The sequence below is a fragment of the Streptomyces sp. NPDC002623 genome, assembly GCF_053592635.1.
Genome location: NZ_JBSFWB010000011.1, coordinates 184,333 through 202,383, shown reverse-complemented (window position 1 = coordinate 202,383; position 18,051 = coordinate 184,333). Strand labels below are relative to the sequence as shown.

The following is an 18,051-nucleotide window of genomic DNA, read 5'->3' as shown; positions in this document are numbered from 1 at the left end:
GTCGTGCAGCAGGGGAACCCTTTGCTTGCTTGCGGATCTTGCTGTTCTCCGGTGGCACTGGTGCCGTGGTGCACCTCCAGTGCACCCTCCCGTACTGGTCAACGCCAGGCGGGAGGCACTAGTTCCCTTGTGCCTTCGGGCAGGCGTGTGGGCCGTCCGGGTGAGGACGGGGGCGTACGCGCGCGTGAAGGCTCAGAAGAGGCTGGTGTCGGCGAAGCGCAGGACCAGCTGGGGTGCTCCGGAGAGGACGACGCCGAGGGCGGCGGTGAGGGTGATCGCGGCTGTCAGCGGGACGGGGACGCGGTGTTTCTCCGCCTGGCCCTCGGGGGCGCGGAAGAGCAGGGCCGTCCACTGGAGGTAGTAGTACAGGGCGATGACGACGTTCACGGCCATGACGACCGCGAGCCAGCCGAGACCCGCGTCGACGGCCGCCGAGAAGACGGTGACCTTCGCGAAGAGGCCGATGATGCCCGGCGGCAGTCCGGCGAGGCAGAGCAGGAAGAAGGCCAGGACTAGGGCCGACAGGGGGTTTCTCGCGTACAGGCCGCGGTAGTCCGCGATCCGGTTCGTCGTGCTGGTACGGCCCACGAGGGCGGCCACCGCGAAGGCGCCCAGGTTCACGGCGGCGTACATGAGGGCGTACGCGACGGTGGAGCCGATGGCGTGCTCGGCGTCGTCGGTGTACGCGGCGGCGGCGATCGGTACGAGGAGGTAGCCGGCCTGGCCCACGGAGGACCAGGCGAGCAGTCGTACGGCGCTGTACGCGCGTGTGGCCTGTTGGCGGAGGGCCCCGACGTTGCCGACGGTCATGGTGAGGGCGGCCAGTGCGGCCAGGGCCGGGCCCCAGACGTCGGCGTACGAGGGGAAGCCGATGACGGTGACGAGGATGAGGCCGGAGAAGCCGACCGCCTTGCCGACGACCGACAGGTAGGCCGCGATGGGCAGGGGGGCGCCGACGTAGGTGTCGGGGACCCAGAAGTGGAAGGGGACGGCAGCCGTCTTGAAGGCGAAGCCGATGAGGGTGAGGACCACGCCGGTCTGGGCGAGGGTGTGGAGTTGGCCGTCGACGTGCTGGATGCGGTCGGCGACCTGGGTGAGGTAGAGCGTGCCGGTCGTCGCGTACACGAAGCTGATGCCCAGGAGGCTGACGGTGGTCGCGGTGACCGACGACAGGAAGAACTTCAGGGCCGCCTCTGAGGACCTGCGGTCGCCGTGCCGTATGCCGACGAGGGCGAAGGCGGGCAGGGAGGCGACCTCCAGGGCGACGACGAGGGTGGCGAGGTCGCGGGAGGCGGGCAGCAGTGCGGCGCCTGCGGCGGAGGACAGCAGCAGGAACCAGAACTCCCCCTCGGGGAGCCTCCCGCGCGCGTCCTTCAGGGCGGTGACCGACAGAAGGGCTGCCAGCAGCGCTCCGCCGAGCACCAGGAACTGGATGACGAGGGTGAAGCGGTCGGCCGTGTAGCTGCACACGCGTGTGTCGCCGGTCAGGCAGAAGGTGGAGCGGTCGCCGTCCAGGAGGGGCAGCAGGAGGGCGGTGGAGGCCGCGAGGCCCGCGACCGAGAGCCAGCCGAGGAGCGGCTTGCGGGCGTCGGCGACGAAGAGGTCGGCGACGAGCACGACGAGGGCGACGACCGCCGCGAGGGTGGGCGGTGCGATGGCCAGCCAGTCGACGGACTGGACCATCGACTCGGCGAGAGGTCGGGCCAGGGGCTGGGCCAGGGAGCTCATCGGGTGCCTCCTGCGAGGAGTTGCTGCACGGCCGGGTCGGTCAGGCCGAGGAGGGCCTTCGGCCACAGGCCCGCAGCGACGGTGAGGGCGACGAGCGGGGTCCAGGCCGCGAACTCGTAGGTCTGCACGTCGGCGAGGTGTGGGGCGTCCTGCGGGACGGCGCCCATGCAGACGCGGCGGACCACGACGAGCAGGTACGCGGCCGTCAGCAGGGTGCCGAACGCGGCGATCGCCATGAAGGTGAGGAAGGCGGGTCGGCTGAGATCGTCGGCGGGGTCGAAAGCGCCGAACAGGGCCAGCATCTCGCCCCAGAACCCGGCGAGGCCCGGCAGACCGAGCGAGGCGACCGCGGCGAAGGCGAGGAGGCCGCCGAGGCGGGGCGTCCTGCCGTACAGGGCGGCGCCGGTCTGCTCGGCGAGGGTGTCCAGGTCGGTCGTGCCGGTTCGGTCCTTCAGGGCTCCGACCAGGAAGAAGAGCAGGCCGGTGATGAGGCCGTGGGCGATGTTGGCGAACAGGGCGCCGTTCACGCCGGTCGGGGTCATGGTCGCGATGCCGAGGAGGACGAAGCCCATGTGGCCGACGGAGGAGTAGGCGATCAGCCGCTTGAGGTCGCCCTTCGCGCCCTGTTTGGCCAGGGCCAGGCAGGCCAGGGATCCGTAGATGATCCCGACGACGGCGAAGGCCCCGAGGTAGGGCGCGAAGACGCGGAAGCCGTCCGGCGCGACCGGCAGCAGAATCCGGACGAACCCGTACGTGCCCATCTTCAGCAGCACGCCGGCCAGCAGGACCGAGCCGACGGTCGGGGCGGCGGTGTGGGCGTCGGGCAGCCAGCTGTGCAGGGGCCACATCGGGGTCTTGACCGCGAGCCCGAGCCCGATCGCCAGAACGGCGATGACCTGCACGGATGTGGTCAGCGACCGGCCGTTGTCAGTGGCGAGTGCCACCATGTCGAAGGTGCCCGCCTTGATTCCGATCAGGAGCAGGCCGAGCAGCATGACCACGGATCCGAGGAGCGTGAAGAGGATGAACTTCCAGGCCGCCTGGGTCCGGCCCTCGCCGCCCCAGCGGGCGATGAGGAAGTACATCGGGATGAGGACCATCTCGAAGGCGAGGAAGAACAGCAGCAGGTCGAGGACGGCGAAGGCCGCGAGGGTGCCGGACTCGAGGACGAGCACGAGCGCCACGAATGCCTTCGGGGACGGGCCCGCCGGCATCTTGAAGTAGGAGTAGAGCGCGCAGAGGAAGGTCAGCAGCGCGGTCAGGACCAGCAAGGGGAGGGAGATGCCGTCGATGCCGAGGTGGATGCGCACGTCGAGTGCGGGGATCCAGCTGATGTCCGTGCTGGCCTGCATCTTCGACGGATGGTCGTGGTCGAAGCCGAGCGCGAGGACGATCGCGGCGATGAGGATCACGCCGGTCACGGTCACGCCGTGCCTCAGCACGGCCTGCTCGGGTGACTTCCCCTTCAGTCCCGGCGGGGCCGGCAGGAGAGCGGCGACGGCCCCGAGGAGCGGGCCGACCACGATGAACGCCAGAAGGAACTGCATCACGGACTCGTTGATATCGATCACGCCTGCTCACGCTCCCGAAGCGACGAGAAGGGCGGCGACCGCCAGGACGACGGTGCCGGCGAGCAGCGCGCTCACATAGGTCTGAAGGTTGCCGGTCTGGGCGCGCCGTACGGCGGCGCCGAGCCAGCGGGGCAGCGCTCCCGCGCCGCGTACGTAGGTGTCGACGACCTCGCGGTCGAGGAACCGCACGAGGCTTGCGGCGGCCTGGACCGGGCGGACGAACAACGTCTGGTAGACGGCGTCCAGGTGGAAGCCGACGGCCGCATGGCGGTGCAGCGGGCCGAGCAGGAGCCGTCCGGGGTCCGCCGGGTCGGGGGCCGAGGCCACGCCTCCGTAGGCGGGCGCGTGCGTCGCGATGGCCTCGGCCTCGACCTGGGCCGCGTCGCCCTGCGGGTGGGCGGCGACCGCCCCGAGCGGCACGCGCGCGGCGAGGCCGGCGAGATGGCGCCAGGCGGCGTATGTGAAGAGTCCGCCGGCCAGCGCCACGCCGGTGCCGAGGACCGAGGTGGTCAGGGTCGGCGCGAGGTCGTTGCCGTCGAACCAGTCGGGGAGCGTGCGGTAGGCGAGCCCGCCGAGGGCGAGGGAGGGGACGGCCAGGACCCACAGCACCACGGTCATGGTCAGCGGCTGGCGGCCGTGGTCGGGGGCTTCGACGCCCCGGCCGCGGAAGGTCAGCAGCCACAGGCGGGTCGCGTAGGCGGCCGTGAGGAGGGCGGCGATCAGGCCGGCGACAAGGGTGATCCAGCCCGCTGCGGCGGGGGCGTGCTCGGTGTGGCCGGCGGTCACGTGCTCGGCGGCGCCGAGGACGGACTCCTTGGAGAAGAAGCCGCTGAACGGCGGAATCGCGGCGAGCGCGAGGAGCGCCACGGTCATCGTCCAGTAGGCGTCGGGGACGCGGTCACGCAGGTGGCTCATGCGGGACATGGCGGCCAGCGAGTTGGTGCCGGCGGCGTGGATGATCACGCCGGCCGCGAGGAACAGCAGTGCCTTGAACGCGCCGTGCGAGAGGAGGTGGAAGACGGCGGCCCCGCGGTCGCCTACGGCGAGGGCGCCGGTCATGTAGCCGAGTTGGCCGATCGTCGAGTAGGCGAGGACGCGCTTGATGTCGTCCTGGGCGAGGGCGGCCAGGCCCGAGCCGACCATCGTGACGGCGGCCATCGCGGCGAGGACGACCATCGCGGCCGACGAGGCCTCGAAGACCGGGAGGAGACGGGCGACGAAGTAGACGCCGGCGGCGACCATCGTTGCTGCGTGGATGAGCGCGGAGACGGGCGTGGGGCCCGCCATCGCATCGGGAAGCCAGGTGTGCAGCGGGAACTGCGCGGACTTGCCGGCCACCCCCGCGAGGAGCAGCAGGGCGACGAGGGTCGGGTGGTCGAGCCCGCCGTGCGCGACGGCGGCGAGGACCTTCGTGATCCGGAAGGACCCGGCGTCGGTGGCGAGGGCGAACAGGCCGATGAGGAAGGGGACGTCGCCGAGCTTGGTGACGAGGAAGGCCTTGATGGAGGCGGCGCGGGCCTCCGGGGTCTCCCAGTAGTGGCCGACCAGGAAGTAGGAGCAGATGCCCATGACTTCCCAGCCGACCAGCAGCACGATCAGGTCGCCGGAGTAGACGACCAGGAACATCGCGGAGGTGAAGAGGGAGACGAGCGCGGCGTAGGAGGGGTAGCGCGGGTCCTCGCGCAGGTAGCCGGTCGAGTAGATCTGCACGCAGGTGGCGACGAGACCGACGAGGACGGCGACGAGGGCGGCGAAGCCGTCGATGTACAGGGCCAGTTCGATCGGGATCGAGCCGGTGGGGGTCAGTTCGGTGGCCGCGGTGACAGCGGCGTCTCCGCTCTGGCGTACGGCGACGATCGCGGCCAGTACGAGGGCGGCGAGGGTCGGCAGGACGGCGAGCGGGCGGACGAAGCCGGGGGCGGTGCGGCCGAGGAGCAGGCCGGCGGCCGCGCCCAGGAACGGAAGGAGGGGGACGAGGACGGCGAGGGTGGTCGTGGTCACGCGGTGGCCTCAGCCTTCTCGGCGGCCGTTCCGGTCGCGGTGGCGTCGCTGTCGGGGCCGTCGGTCGCGGGGCTTTCGTGGCCCTCGGCGGTGTCGCGGAGCCGGTCGATGTCCGCGGTGCCGCGATTGCGGTGGACGGCGAGGACGATCGCCAGGCCGATGCCGATCTCGGCGGCGGCGATGGCGATGGTGAACAGGGTCAGGGCCTGGCCGGAGTGCAGGGTCTCCACGGCGGCCTTGTTGAGCCAGACGTCGAAGGCGACCAGGTTCAGGTTGACGGCGTTGAGCATCAGCTCGACCGACATCAGGATCAGGATCGCGTTGCGGCGGGCGAGGACGCCGTACAGGCCGGTGCAGAAGAGAAGGGCGGAGAGGACGGCGGGATAGGCGAGGTGCATCAGCGGGTGCCTTCCTGCTCGGCCGGGTTCTTCGGGGCGTCCGGGGCGGACGAGGAGGCCTCGGAATTCCCGGAACTCTCTGTGACCGATCGGGAACTCTTGGTGGCGGCTCGGGAGTTCATAGGGGGCGGGCTCGACTCCGTCGTCGCCTTGCGGGAGAGGACGATCGCGCCGACCAGGGCCGCGAGGAGAAGGACGGAGAGTGCCTCGAAGGGGAGGACCCAGTTCTGGAAGAGGCTCGCCCCGGTGACCTCGGTCGAGCCGGCGGCCGGGCCGTCCAGGTCGATCCAGGTGGCCCGGAAGGCGTCGACGACCACCCAGATCAGAGCGGCGGCCGCGGCGACGGCGACCGTGAGCGCGGCCCAGCGGTTGCCGGAGTCCGCGTCCGGTGAGCGGCCGATGGGGGCCTTGGTGAGCATCAGACCGAAGAGGAGGAGCACGACGACGGAACCGACATAGATGAGGACCTGCACCCAGGCGATGAACTCGGCGGTGAGCAGGAGGTACTCGACGGCGAGGCCGCCGAGGGCGACCACCAGCCACAGGGCCGCATGCACCAGCTGCTTGGTGGTCACGGTGACGAGGGCCGCGCCGAAAGTGACCAGGCCGACGAGCAGGAAGGCGATCTCGACGCCCGTCGGGGAGAGGAAGCCGTGCGCGGCCTCGGCGAGGGTCACGACTCTCCTCCCTGGGGGTCGGTGGGCTCGGCCTGGGCGGCGGCTTGGGCGGCCGCCAGCTTCTCGGCGGTCTTTCGGGCGGCCGCGATCTCCTTCGGCTCCTCGGCGGCGGGGTCGAGGGCGGGCGGGGCCGGGACCGTCCACATCCACTCACGGAGCTTGTCGCGTTCGTGGGTGAGCTCGTGGATGTCGGTCTCGGCGTACTCGAACTCCGGGGACCAGAACAGGGCGTCGAAAGGACAGACCTCGATGCAGATACCGCAGTACATGCAGAGCGAGAAGTCGATGGCGAAGCGGTCGAGGACGTTACGGCTGCGCTCGCGGCCTCCGGGGGCGGCGGGCGGCACCGTCTCCTTGTGGGAGTCGATGTAGATGCACCAGTCGGGACACTCACGGGCGCAGAGCATGCAGACCGTGCAGTTCTCCTCGAACAGGCCGATGACGCCGCGCGTGCGGGGCGGGAGATCGGGCTGGGCGTCCGGGTACTGCTCGGTGACGGTCTTCCGCGTCATCGTGCGGAGGGTGACGGCCAGGCCCTTGGCGAGGCCACTACCGGGAATGGGGGCCATGGTTACTGGATCACCACCTTGACGACGCCGGTGAGGGCGATCTGGGCGAGGGAGAGGGGGACGAGGAAAGTCCAGGAGAACTTCTGGAGCTGGTCCTCGCGCAGTCGGGGATAGGTGACGCGCAGCCAGATCACGACGAAGGCGAGGACGGCGGACTTGAGCAGGGTCCAGACCCAGCCGAGGCCGTCCGCACCCCAGGGGCCGTGCCAGCCGCCCAGGAAGAGGACGGTGGTCAGGCCGCACAGGACGACGATTCCGGCGTACTCGGCAAGGAGGAAGAGCGCGAAACGCAGGCCGGTGTACTCGGTGTACGCGCCGAAGATGATCTCCGAGTCGGCGACGGGCATGTCGAACGGGGGCCGCTGGAGTTCGGCGAGACCGGCGATGAAGAAGACGATCGCGCCGGTGATCTGCCACGGCAGCCACCACCACTCGAAGGCGTCGACGATGCCCGGCAGGGAGACCGTGCCGGCCGCCATCGCTACCGAGGCGGCGGTGAGCAGCATCGGGAGTTCGTAGGCGAGGAGTTGAGCGGCGGTGCGCAGGCCGCCGAGAAGGGAGAACTTGTTGGCGCTGGCCCAGCCGGCCATGAGAGAGCCGAGTACGCCGACGCCCATCACGGCGAGCACGAAGAAGATGCCCGCGTCCAGGACCTGGCCGACGGCTCCCTCGCCCGGGCCGATGGGGATGGCGAGGAGGACGAGCAGATACGGGAGGAGGGCTACGGCCGGCGCGAGCTGGAAGATACGGCGGTCCGCGCCCGCGGGGACGATGTCCTCCTTCTGCGCGAACTTCACGCCGTCCGCGATGAGCTGGGCCCAGCCGTGGAAGCCGCCCGCGTACATCGGGCCCAGGCGGCCCTGCATATGGGCCATCACCTTGTGCTCGGTCTGACCGACGATCAGGGGGAAGGTGAGGAAGACGACGAAGACGACCAGCAGTCGCAGGGCGACGTCGAGAGCGTCGTTCACTGCGGACCTCCTGTGGGGTCTTCGGGGGCGGGGGCCGGCTGTCCCGGGGCGGGCTGCCCAGCGGTCGGCTGCCCCGAGGCCGACTGCCCGGAGGCGGGCTGCTCGGAGGCGGGCTGCTCGGGGCTCGTCCGCGGGGGATCCTGCTTCGGCTCGGATCCCGACCTGGGCTCGGGCTTCGAGTCGGGCCCCGGCTGCGGCTCGGGCTTCGAGTCCGACTCCCGCTGCTGCTGAGGCTCTTGCAGCTCGGGCTCCGACTGCTCGGGCTCAGGCTCAGGCTCCCGCTGCTGCTCAGGCTCCGGCTTCTCCTGCGGTTCGGACTCGGGCTTCTGCTCGGGCTCGGGCTCGGCCGAGTCCCGTTCCAAGTCCGGCCCTGACGCCGACTCCGACTCCGGCCCTGGCACCGGCTCTGCCACCGGCTCCGGTCCTGGCACCGGCTCTGCCACCGAACCCGGTTCCGACCCCGGCTCCGGCTTCTGGGTCTGTTCCGGGGCGTCGAATGCCGGGCGGGCGTGGTGCCACGGGGCGTCGGAGCTGCGAGGGGCTGTGGAGGGGCGGGGGGAGGTGTCGGGGGATGCCGTCGGAGGCTGGGTGCGCTGGGAGGCCGAGCCGGCGCTTGCGCTGCGGGCGCGGCGCGGGCCGGCCGGAGGTGAGGGAGCCGGTGAGGTGGGCGAGGTCGGCGTGGCTGCACCGGGCGATGCGGCCGCCTCGGTTTCCGCCGCCGCCGGTGCCGCTGCCGCTGCCTGCGGCCCCGCCGGTGCTTGTCGCGACGTCGGTGCCTGTGGCGACGTCGGTGCCTGAGGCGACCTCGGTGCCTGTGGCGACCTCGGTGTCGTGGTCGCCGCCGGCGTCTCTGTCGGGGGCTGGCTGGCTGAGCCCTCTGCTGTTGTGCGGGTGCGGCGGGGTGGGCGGTCGGCTGCTGCTCGGCCTGCCGCTGCTCGGGTCGGGCGGGTCGGGGCCGGGGGAAGTTGGCCCTTCAGAGGGCCCCATTCGTTGGGGTCGGGGACGCCTGGGGGGAGCATCTGGCGGCGCTTGGGGCCGCCGTGCTCGGACTCGCCGGGTTCCTTCGCGCCGGGCCAGGCCTTGGCGACGCGGGCCGCGAGAACGAAGTCCTTGCGCAGGGGGTGGCCTTCGAAGGTCTCCGGGAGAAGGAGGTGGTTCAGGCCGGGGTGGCCTTCGAAGGTGACGCCGAACATTTCGTGCGTCTCGCGTTCGTGCCAGGCCGTGCCGGCGTAGACGTCGACGGCGGAGGCGAGGGTGGGGGCCTCGTGCGGGATCGTCGTGCGCAGGAGGAGACGGCGGACCGGGGACAGGGCTACGACATGGGCCGAGACGCGGAAGCCGGTGCCGGGTTCGTCGACCGCGCTCAGCCAGTCGAAGTAGGTGCAGGAGAGGCGGTCGCGGGCCACGCGCAGGGCGTCGGTCCAGGATGCCGGGGGGACGTCCACCGTCAGGACGTCGTACGACTCCTCGGCCGTGGCCTCGGGGCCGAAGAGTTCCTCGGCGGGGGCCGGGAGCCAGCCGATCGTGGTCATCGGGCGTCCTCCGGCGGGGACGCGGGAGCCGGGGGCCGCACCAGGCCGCTCTGCAGGGCCGCCGCCGAGGGGCGGGCGGCGGAGGTGCCGTAGCGCTCGTCCAGGGACTCGCGGGCGATCTTCTCCTGGAGCTTGAGGATGCCCTGGAGCAGCGCTTCCGGGCGCGGCGGGCAGCCCGGCACGTACACGTCCACCGGGATGATCTGGTCGACGCCCTTGGTCACCGAGTACGAGTCCCAGTAGGGGCCGCCGCAGTTGCTGCACGCGCCGAAGGAGATGACGTACTTCGGCTCGGGCATCTGCTCGTAGAGGCGCTTCACGGCCGGGGCCATCTTGTCCGTGACCGTGCCGGAGACGATCATCAGGTCGGCCTGGCGCGGGCCCGGCGCGAAGGGGATGACACCGAGGCGGATGAAGTCGTGGCGGGCCATCGACGCGGCGATGAACTCGATCGCGCAGCAGGCAAGACCGAAGTTGAAGACCCAGAGCGAGTAGCGGCGGCCCCAGTTCAGGATCACCTTCATCGGCTCGGGGGCGAGGCGGGCCAGGCTGCCCAGCCGCTTCGGCTCCGGGAGGAGAACAGGCTCCGACGGCGTCACGTCCATGTCAGGACGCCCTTCTTGTATGCGTACAGCAGGCCCACGGCCAGGAAGCCGAGGAAGATGAACATCTCGACGAGGGTGGTCGCGCCGTAGCCGGGGGCCGCGAAGACCGTCGCCCAGGGGAAGAGGAAGATCGAGTCGACCGCGAAGATCACGTACAGGAAGGCGTAGACGTAGTAGCGGACCTGGGTGTGGGCCCAGCCCTCGCCGACCGGATCCACTCCGCACTCGTACGTCAGCAGCTTCTCCGGGGTGGGGACCACCGGGCGCAGCAGGCGTCCCGCGCCGAAGGCGACGGCGACGAACAGCACGCCGACGACGGCGAGCAGTCCGACGACGGAGTAGGACTCGAAGTAGTCCACCGCGAAGTGGCCGGCCGCGACGTGGTGGTCAGCCGCGAAATCCGCCGCGACATCGACGGTCGGTTCCCGCACGTCCGTCCCTCGCTCCCCTTCGACGATCTGTATGCACGGGAGTCTAGGCCCTGATAAAGGGACGGTAAGCAGCCCGTCACAGGTCGGAATGCGGGACGGGTGCGGGACCGGATGCGGGACGGGGGTTTTCCCCCGGTCGAGCAAGGCAGCAGACCTCATGGCGCGCGGCCTCGCGGCGCGGCAGGCTAGCCCATATGACCGCTTCCGCCGGCCACTCGGCCGCTCCCGGCGACGATCGTCCGCCCCCGGCCCGCTTCGCCTACGACCGGCAGACCTGGAAGGAGATCGCTCATCTTCTGCTGAATCTGCCGATGTCGTTGATCGGGTTCACGTATGTGATGACGATGATCGTCACCGGGGCCGCGCTGACGGTCACCGTGGTCGGGTTTCCGTTGCTCGCGCTCGGGTTGGCCGGATCGCGTCTGCTGGGCCGGTTCGAGCGGGCGCGGGCGCGCCGGCTGCTGGGCGTGCGGATCGACGAGCCGAGCCCGCTGCCGCTGCGCAGGGCGGGCGGGCTGTTCGCGCGGCTGTGGCTGGCGCTGAAGGATCCGGTGGCCTGGCGGGCGGTGCTGTACGACCTCGTCCGGCTGCCCTGGGGGGTGCTGACGTTCGGCCTGGTCGTGCCGTCCCTGTTCGTGTTGTGGCCGGTGCTGCCGTTCCTGGCGCGCGGGCTGGCCAACGCGGACCGGGCGATGGTGCGCGGACTGCTGTCCCCCTCGGACGAGCTGGAGCGGCGGATCGCGGAGCTGGAGTCGGACCGCGGGATCGTGGTCGACACGGCCGCGGCCGACCTGCGGCGCATCGAGCGCGATCTGCACGACGGCGCGCAGGCCCGGCTGGTCAATCTGGCCATGGGGCTGGGTCTGGCGAAGGAGAAGCTGCTGGAGGGGCAGGCCGACGACGTCGTGGCGGCGATGGTGGAGGAGGCGCACGGCGAGGTGAAGCTGGCGCTGCAGGAGTTGCGGGACCTGGCCCGCGGGATCCACCCGGCCGTCCTGACCGACCGGGGCCTGGACGCGGCGCTGTCCTCGGTGGCCACCCGCTGCACGGTGCCGGTGAAGGTGACCGCCGATCTGATGTCCAGACCGGCGCAGGCCATCGAGGGCATCGCCTATTTCACCGTCTCCGAGCTGCTGCAGAACATCAGCAAGCACAGCCGGGCCCGGACGGCGTCGGTCGATGTGTGGCGGACGGACGACCGGCTGCTCATCCAGGTCTGGGACGACGGCCGCGGCGGCGCACGGATCGACGGCGGGACGGGCATGCGGGGGCTCTCGGAGCGGCTGGACGCGGTCGACGGGCTGTTCGTCGTCGAGTCGCCGGTGGGAGGTCCCACGACGGTGACCGCGGAACTGCCCTGGCGGGACCGGGGGTAGGACCGGGGACCGGAGCGGGGGTAGGGAAAACCCCCCTTCCAAGAGGCCGACGGACTCCATGGTCCACACGTCCGCCGCCGAGGAGTGTGGGAGGTACGGATCGACAGCTGCGCGACGAGTAGGACGGACCACGCCGATGGCCACGCAGTACGGGCAATACGAGCAGTACGGGGAGTACGGGCACGACGACCGGCATGAGCGGCGCGAGCGTCGGCATCTGTTGCCGACGGGGCTGCGGGAGCCGCTCACCGCGCGCCACCTGGGTGAGTTCGTCTACGTCCTGCTGGGGCTGCCGATCGGCGTCGTCCTGTTCTCCTTCGCGGTCACGATGCTGTCGCTGGGGGCGGGGCTGCTGGTGACGTTCCTCGGCATCCCGGTGCTGGCGGCGGGGCTCGCCGCGTGCCGGGGCTTCGGCGCGCTGGAGCGGGCCCGGGCGCGCGGGCTGCTCGGCCTGGAGGTGGCCGCGCCCGAGCCGCTGCGGACGCGCGGGAGCGGCGCGATGGCCTGGATGGCGGCCGTCCTCAAGAGCGGCACGTCGTGGCGGAGTGTGCTGTACGCGGTGCTGCAGCTCCCGTGGGCGGTGTTCTCCTTCGGCGTCGCCGTGACCGTGTGGACGTGCGGCTGGGCCATGCTGACGTATCCGCTGTGGTTCTGGCTCTTCCCGATGTACGGCGGTCAGGGCGGGCTTCAGCTGTACGGCGACGAGCAGCACAGCGTCTACCTGGACAACCCCTTCGAGATCACCGTGACGGCGCTGGTGGGCCTGCTGATCACGCTGGCCACGCCGTGGATCGTGCGGGCGCTGACGACGGTGGACCGGCTGCTGGTGCACGGGCTGCTCGGGCCGTCGTCGCTGGGGGCGCGGGTGGTGGAGCTGGAGTCGGACCGGGGGGTCGTGGTGGACACGGCGGCCGCCGACCTGCGGCGCATCGAGCGCGATCTGCACGACGGCGCGCAGGCCCGGCTGGTGGCTCTGGCCATGGATCTGGGGCTGGCGAAGGAGAAGCTGCGGGAGGATCCGCAGGCCGCGGCCCGGATGGTCGGCGAGGCGCACGGTGAGGTGAAGACGGCGCTGCAGGAGCTGCGGGACCTGGCGCGCGGGATCCATCCGGCGGTGCTGACCGACCGGGGCCTGGACGCGGCGCTGTCCTCGGTGGCGTCGCGGTGCACGGTGCCGGTGCGGGTGGACGTGGATCTGGTGGAGCGTCCGGCGCCGGCGATCGAGGGGATCGCGTACTTCACCGTCTCGGAGCTGCTGCAGAACATCAGCAAGCACAGCCGGGCCCGGTCGGCGTCGGTCGATGTGTGGCGGGTGGAGAACCGGCTGATGCTGCAGGTGGTGGACGACGGTGTCGGCGGGGCCGATGCCACCGCCGGGGAGTCCTCCGGGCTGGCCGGGCTCGCCGGGCGGCTGGACGCGGTGGACGGGATTCTCGTCGTCGACTCGCCGGTGGGCGGGCCCACGCGGATCACCGCGGAGCTGCCCTGGCGGGGCGGCAGCCGAATCTGAGCGCCCACCCAGCCTCCCCGGCACTCGCCATCCCGGCCCCTGCCTTCCAGGACCCCACCATCCCGGCCCCTGCCTTTCCCTGCCCCCGCCCTCCCGCCCCGCCCTTCCTCGGCACCCTGAGCAGCCGGAAAAGCCGGCCTCCGCCCTCCTCTTCGCGCCTTCTTCCCGCTTCTTCCCGCCTTCCTGACCCTCGACCCGCCCGATGCCGGGTGCAGACCAGCCAGATGCTGGAATGCTTGACTCGTTGACTGGTTCGACCAACGGGTGGACGGCTGGGGGGCCGAGGATCGTGGAGGACAGGGTGCGGGTGGTCATCGCCGAGGATTCGGTGCTGTTGCGGGAGGGACTGACCCGGTTGCTGACCGACCGGGGCCACGAGGTCGTCGCGGGGGTGGGGGACGCCGAGGCGCTGGTCAAGACCATCACCGAGCTCGACGACGAGGGTGCGCTGCCCGACGTCGTCGTCGCGGACGTGCGGATGCCGCCCACCCATACGGACGAAGGAGTACGGGCCGCCGTACAGCTGCGCAAGGCGCATCCGGGGCTCGGGGTGCTGGTGCTGTCGCAGTACGTGGAGGAGAGGTACGCCACCGAACTGTTGGCCGGTTCCAGCCGCGGGGTCGGGTATCTGCTCAAGGATCGCGTGGCCGAGGTGCGGGAGTTCGTGGACGCCGTGGTGCGGGTCGCCCAGGGCGGCACGGCCCTCGATCCGGAGGTCGTCGCTCAGCTGCTCGGGCGGAGCCGGAAGCAGGACGTGCTGGCGGGGCTCACGCCACGGGAGCGGGAGGTCCTCGGGCTGATGGCCGAGGGGCGGACGAACTCCGCGATCGCCCGGCAGCTGGTCGTCAGCGACGGGGCGGTGGAGAAGCACGTCAGCAACATCTTCCTGAAGCTCGGGCTGTCGCCCAGTGACGGGGATCACCGTCGCGTTCTCGCGGTCCTCACCTACCTCAATTCCTGACGGGATGGCACTGTGCCAGGCGTCAGGGCATCGTCGGGCGTCGCCACTCTCGTGGGCGGCGGCCGGTGCGTCTGCCGGGGCGGCATGGTGGGACGGGAAATCATGACAAGTCCGGGTGCCGGGCCGTCTCGGAGGCAGTGACGTCTTACGAATGGCCGAGGGAAGGCGACCCTTACAGACGTAGGGTTGATCCGGGAGCGCCTTGGGGAAGGCCGCTCCCGGGACAGCCGCCTCGAAGGAGGTCCAGTTCAGTGACCAGTCAGGTCAGCAGCGCAGCGGACAAGGCCGGGCAGGACGAGCAGGCCGACGGAACCGTAGTGGGAGAACAGCGCAAACCGGGCGGTGCGACGAAGGACGTACGTCGTCTCGACCGGGTGATCATCAGGTTCGCGGGTGACTCGGGTGACGGTATGCAGCTCACCGGTGACCGTTTCACCTCGGAGACGGCGTCGTTCGGCAACGATCTGTCCACCCTGCCGAACTTTCCCGCCGAGATCCGTGCGCCCGCCGGCACCCTGCCCGGCGTCTCCTCCTTCCAGCTGCACTTCGCCGACCACGACATCCTCACACCCGGCGACGCGCCGAATGTGCTGGTCGCGATGAACCCGGCGGCGCTGAAGGCGAACATCGCGGATGTGCCGCGCGGCGCGGAGATCATCGTCAACACGGACGAATTCACGAAACGCGCGATGCAGAAGGTGGGGTACGCGGCCTCGCCGCTGGAGGACGGTTCCCTCGACGGTTACCAGCTCCATCCGGTCCCACTGACCACCCTGACCGTCGAGGCTCTGAAAGATTTCGCCCTCACCCGCAAAGAGGCCGAGCGCAGCAAGAACATGTTCGCGCTCGGCCTCTTGTCGTGGATGTACCACCGGCCGACCGAGGGCACCGAGAAGTTCCTGAAGTCGAAGTTCGCGCGGAAGCCGGACATCGCGGCCGCCAACATCGCGGCGTTCCGGGCGGGCTGGAACTTCGGGGAGACGACCGAGGACTTCGCCGTCTCCTACGAGGTGGCTCCGGCGTCGAAGGCGTTCCCCGTCGGCACGTACCGGAACATCACCGGGAACCTGGCTCTGGCGTACGGGCTGGTCGCCGCGTCCCGGCAGGCGGATCTGCCGCTGTTCCTGGGCTCGTACCCGATCACTCCGGCCTCGGACATCCTGCACGAGCTGAGCCGGCACAAGAACTTCGGGGTGCGCACCTTCCAGGCGGAGGACGAGATCGCCGGCATCGGGGCGGCGCTGGGCGCGGCCTTCGGCGGCTCGCTGGCGGTGACCACGACGAGCGGCCCCGGGGTGGCGCTGAAGTCGGAGACCATCGGTCTCGCGGTCTCGCTGGAGCTGCCGCTGCTGGTGATCGACATCCAGCGCGGCGGGCCGTCGACCGGGCTGCCGACCAAGACCGAGCAGGCGGATCTGCTGCAGGCGATGTTCGGCCGCAACGGCGAGGCCCCCATCCCGATCGTGGCCGCCTGCACACCCGCCGACTGCTTCGACGCGGCACTGGAGGCGGCCCGGATCGCCCTCACCTACCGCACTCCCGTGATGCTGCTCTCCGACGGTTATCTGGCCAGCGGCTCGGAGCCCTGGCGGATCCCGGAGGTCGCGGAGCTGCCCGATCTGACCGTGCAGTTCGCGCAGGGCCCCAACCACACCCTGGACGACGGGAGCGAGGTGTTCTGGCCGTACAAGCGCGACCCGCAGACCCTCGCCCGGCCGTGGGCGGTCCCGGGCACGCCGGGTCTCGAGCACCGCATCGGCGGGATCGAGAAGGAGGACGGGACGGGGAACATCTCCTACGCCCCGGCCAACCACGAGTTCATGGTCCGCACCCGGCAGGCCAAGATCGACGGCATCGACGTGCCCGACCTCGAGGTGGACGACCCGCACGAGGCGAGGACGCTGGTGCTGGGCTGGGGCTCCACCTACGGGCCCATCACCGCTGCGGTACGACGGCTGCGGACGGCGGGCGAGGCCATCGCGCAGGCCCATCTGCGGCACCTCAACCCCTTCCCGCGCAACCTCGGCACGGTGCTGGGGAGCTACGACAAGGTCGTCGTCCCCGAGATGAACCTCGGCCAGCTCGCCACCCTCGTCCGGGCGAAGTACCTGGTCGACGCCCAGTCCTACAACCAGGTCAACGGCATGCCATTCAAGGCGGAACAGCTCGCCGCAGCGCTCAAGGAGGCCATCGATGACTGACGCCACGAACGGTCTGCTGCAGCTCGTCCCCAAGGCCGAGGCCAAGCAGTCCATGAAGGACTTCAAGTCCGACCAGGAAGTGCGCTGGTGCCCCGGCTGCGGTGACTACGCCATCCTGGCGGCCGTCCAGGGCTTCATGCCGGAGCTGGGGCTGGCCAAGGAGAACATCGTCTTCGTCTCCGGCATCGGCTGCTCCTCCCGCTTCCCCTACTACATGAACACCTACGGGATGCACTCCATCCACGGGCGCGCGCCGGCGATCGCGACCGGGCTGGCCGCCTCCCGGCGGGACCTGAGCGTGTGGGTGGTGACCGGGGACGGCGACGCGCTCTCCATCGGCGGAAACCACCTCATCCACGCCCTGCGACGCAATGTCAACCTGAAGATCCTGCTGTTCAACAACCGTATCTACGGACTGACCAAGGGCCAGTACTCCCCCACCTCCGAGGTCGGCAAGATCACCAAGTCGACGCCGATGGGGTCACTGGACGCGCCCTTCAACCCCGTCTCGCTGGCCCTCGGGGCCGAGGCCTCGTTCGTGGCGCGGACCATCGACTCCGACCGCAAGCATCTGACGGAGGTGCTGCGCCAGGCCGCCGCCCACCCCGGTACGGCGCTGATCGAGATCTACCAGAACTGCAACATCTTCAACGACGGCGCGTTCGAGGCGCTGAAGGACCGGCAGTCGGCGGAGGAGGCGGTGATCCGCCTGGAGCACGGGCAGCCGATCCGCTTCGGGGCGGACCGCGCGCGGGGCGTGGTCCGCGACCGGCGGACGGGGGATCTGAAGGTGGTCACGGTGACCGCCGACAACGAGGCGGACATCCTCGTCCACGACGCGCACGCGGACTCGCCCACGACCGCGTTCGCGCTGTCCCGGCTGGCCGATCCGGACACCCTGCACCACACCCCGATCGGCGTGCTGCGCTCGATCCGACGGCCGGTCTACGACACCCAGATGGCCGAGCAGCTCGACGCGGCCGTCGAACAGCACGGCAAGGGCGATCTCGCCGCGCTGCTGGCGGGCGGGGACACCTGGACGGTCGTCGGCTGAGACGGTTGTCGCGGCGCGGATCTGCTGCGGTTCACGAGGCCCGGGACTGGATTTCCCGGGCCTCGTCGTATGCCTGGCGGGCCTTCTCCACGTCGGCCAAGCGGGTGTACGTCCAGTGGGTCAGCCCGCGCACCTGCTCCGCGGCCTCGCGGCCGAGGTCGGTGAGCGAGTAGTCGACGCGCGGCGGGATCACCGGCTTGGCGTCACGATGGACCAGACCGTCGCGCTCCAGGGTCTGCAGGGTCTGGGTCAGCATCTTCTCGCTGACCGACCCGATCGCCCGGCGCAGTTCGCTGAAGCGGTGCGGACGGCCGAGGAGGTGGATCAGGACGAGGACGCCCCAGCGGCTCGTCACGTGCTCCAGGACCAGACGGGAGGGGCACATCGCATCGACGACCCGTGGAGCCATGGTTTCCATGGCTGCCGCACCTGCCGTGGTGTTTTCACTTACTGCCATGCCAGTACC

At 70.8% G+C, this 18,051-nt stretch carries 16 protein-coding genes; 5 read left to right on the top strand and 11 right to left on the bottom strand.

The window, feature by feature from the left end:
* Window positions 1-192: 192 nt before the first annotated feature.
* Genes ACWD4O_RS21835 through ACWD4O_RS21790 form a run of 10 tightly spaced genes read right to left on the bottom strand, consistent with a single transcriptional unit; the run spans window position 193 to window position 10,483 of the window.
* Window positions 193-1,728 (bottom strand): NADH-quinone oxidoreductase subunit N, encoded by a 1,536-nt coding sequence (locus ACWD4O_RS21835; protein WP_451282014.1) that lies wholly within the window; start codon window positions 1,726-1,728, stop codon window positions 193-195.
* On the bottom strand, window positions 1,725-3,299 hold the full coding sequence (locus tag ACWD4O_RS21830) for an NADH-quinone oxidoreductase subunit M (protein WP_451282012.1): 1,575 nt from the start codon (window positions 3,297-3,299) through the stop codon (window positions 1,725-1,727). Before ACWD4O_RS21830 ends, ACWD4O_RS21835 begins: the two co-directional genes overlap by 4 nt.
* A 6-nt stretch (window positions 3,300-3,305) precedes the next feature.
* Window positions 3,306-5,300, bottom strand: coding sequence for an NADH-quinone oxidoreductase subunit 5 family protein (locus tag ACWD4O_RS21825; RefSeq protein ID WP_451282011.1), 1,995 nt, complete (start codon window positions 5,298-5,300; stop codon window positions 3,306-3,308).
* Entirely contained in the window at window positions 5,297-5,698 is a 402-nt protein-coding gene (nuoK, locus tag ACWD4O_RS21820) for an NADH-quinone oxidoreductase subunit NuoK (RefSeq protein ID WP_450946084.1), read from the bottom strand. Before nuoK ends, ACWD4O_RS21825 begins: the two co-directional genes overlap by 4 nt.
* Entirely contained in the window at window positions 5,698-6,375 is a 678-nt protein-coding gene (locus ACWD4O_RS21815; RefSeq protein WP_451282008.1) for an NADH-quinone oxidoreductase subunit J family protein, read from the bottom strand. The genes nuoK and ACWD4O_RS21815 overlap by 1 nt, the downstream gene beginning before the upstream one ends.
* Complete coding sequence (locus ACWD4O_RS21810) at window positions 6,372-6,944, bottom strand: NuoI/complex I 23 kDa subunit family protein (RefSeq protein WP_451282006.1); 573 nt, start codon at window positions 6,942-6,944, stop codon at window positions 6,372-6,374. Before ACWD4O_RS21810 ends, ACWD4O_RS21815 begins: the two co-directional genes overlap by 4 nt.
* A gap of 2 nt (window positions 6,945-6,946) precedes the next feature.
* Entirely contained in the window at window positions 6,947-7,915 is a 969-nt protein-coding gene (locus ACWD4O_RS21805) for a complex I subunit 1/NuoH family protein (RefSeq protein ID WP_451282005.1), read from the bottom strand.
* On the bottom strand, window positions 7,912-9,447 hold the full coding sequence (locus tag ACWD4O_RS21800) for an NADH-quinone oxidoreductase subunit C (RefSeq protein ID WP_451282003.1): 1,536 nt from the start codon (window positions 9,445-9,447) through the stop codon (window positions 7,912-7,914). Before ACWD4O_RS21800 ends, ACWD4O_RS21805 begins: the two co-directional genes overlap by 4 nt.
* The gene (locus tag ACWD4O_RS21795) at window positions 9,444-10,052 is read right to left on the bottom strand and encodes an NADH-quinone oxidoreductase subunit B (RefSeq protein WP_451282001.1); all 609 of its coding nucleotides are present in this window, start codon (window positions 10,050-10,052) and stop codon (window positions 9,444-9,446) included. Before ACWD4O_RS21795 ends, ACWD4O_RS21800 begins: the two co-directional genes overlap by 4 nt.
* On the bottom strand, window positions 10,043-10,483 hold the full coding sequence (locus ACWD4O_RS21790; RefSeq protein WP_451281999.1) for an NADH-quinone oxidoreductase subunit A: 441 nt from the start codon (window positions 10,481-10,483) through the stop codon (window positions 10,043-10,045). The genes ACWD4O_RS21795 and ACWD4O_RS21790 overlap by 10 nt, the downstream gene beginning before the upstream one ends.
* 194 nt (window positions 10,484-10,677) lie before the next feature.
* Between ACWD4O_RS21790 and ACWD4O_RS21785 the strand changes: the two genes are divergently transcribed.
* From ACWD4O_RS21785 to ACWD4O_RS21765, 5 genes are all read left to right on the top strand, one after another.
* Window positions 10,678-11,859 (top strand): sensor histidine kinase, encoded by a 1,182-nt coding sequence (locus tag ACWD4O_RS21785; RefSeq protein WP_451281998.1) that lies wholly within the window; start codon window positions 10,678-10,680, stop codon window positions 11,857-11,859.
* Window positions 11,860-11,995: 136 nt separating this feature from the next.
* Window positions 11,996-13,369 (top strand): sensor histidine kinase, encoded by a 1,374-nt coding sequence (locus ACWD4O_RS21780; RefSeq protein WP_451281996.1) that lies wholly within the window; start codon window positions 11,996-11,998, stop codon window positions 13,367-13,369.
* A gap of 289 nt (window positions 13,370-13,658) precedes the next feature.
* Entirely contained in the window at window positions 13,659-14,330 is a 672-nt protein-coding gene (locus ACWD4O_RS21775; RefSeq protein ID WP_351904001.1) for a response regulator transcription factor, read from the top strand.
* A gap of 251 nt (window positions 14,331-14,581) precedes the next feature.
* Window positions 14,582-16,531: a 2-oxoacid:acceptor oxidoreductase subunit alpha gene (locus tag ACWD4O_RS21770; RefSeq protein ID WP_451281994.1), complete on the top strand. Its 1,950-nt coding sequence runs from the start codon at window positions 14,582-14,584 to the stop codon at window positions 16,529-16,531.
* On the top strand, window positions 16,524-17,585 hold the full coding sequence (locus ACWD4O_RS21765; protein ID WP_451281992.1) for a 2-oxoacid:ferredoxin oxidoreductase subunit beta: 1,062 nt from the start codon (window positions 16,524-16,526) through the stop codon (window positions 17,583-17,585). Before ACWD4O_RS21770 ends, ACWD4O_RS21765 begins: the two co-directional genes overlap by 8 nt.
* Window positions 17,586-17,616: 31 nt before the next feature.
* On the opposite strand, the gene ACWD4O_RS21760 is transcribed toward ACWD4O_RS21765, so the two are convergent.
* Complete coding sequence (locus ACWD4O_RS21760) at window positions 17,617-18,003, bottom strand: winged helix-turn-helix transcriptional regulator (RefSeq protein WP_451281991.1); 387 nt, start codon at window positions 18,001-18,003, stop codon at window positions 17,617-17,619.
* Window positions 18,004-18,051 lie beyond the last annotated feature (48 nt).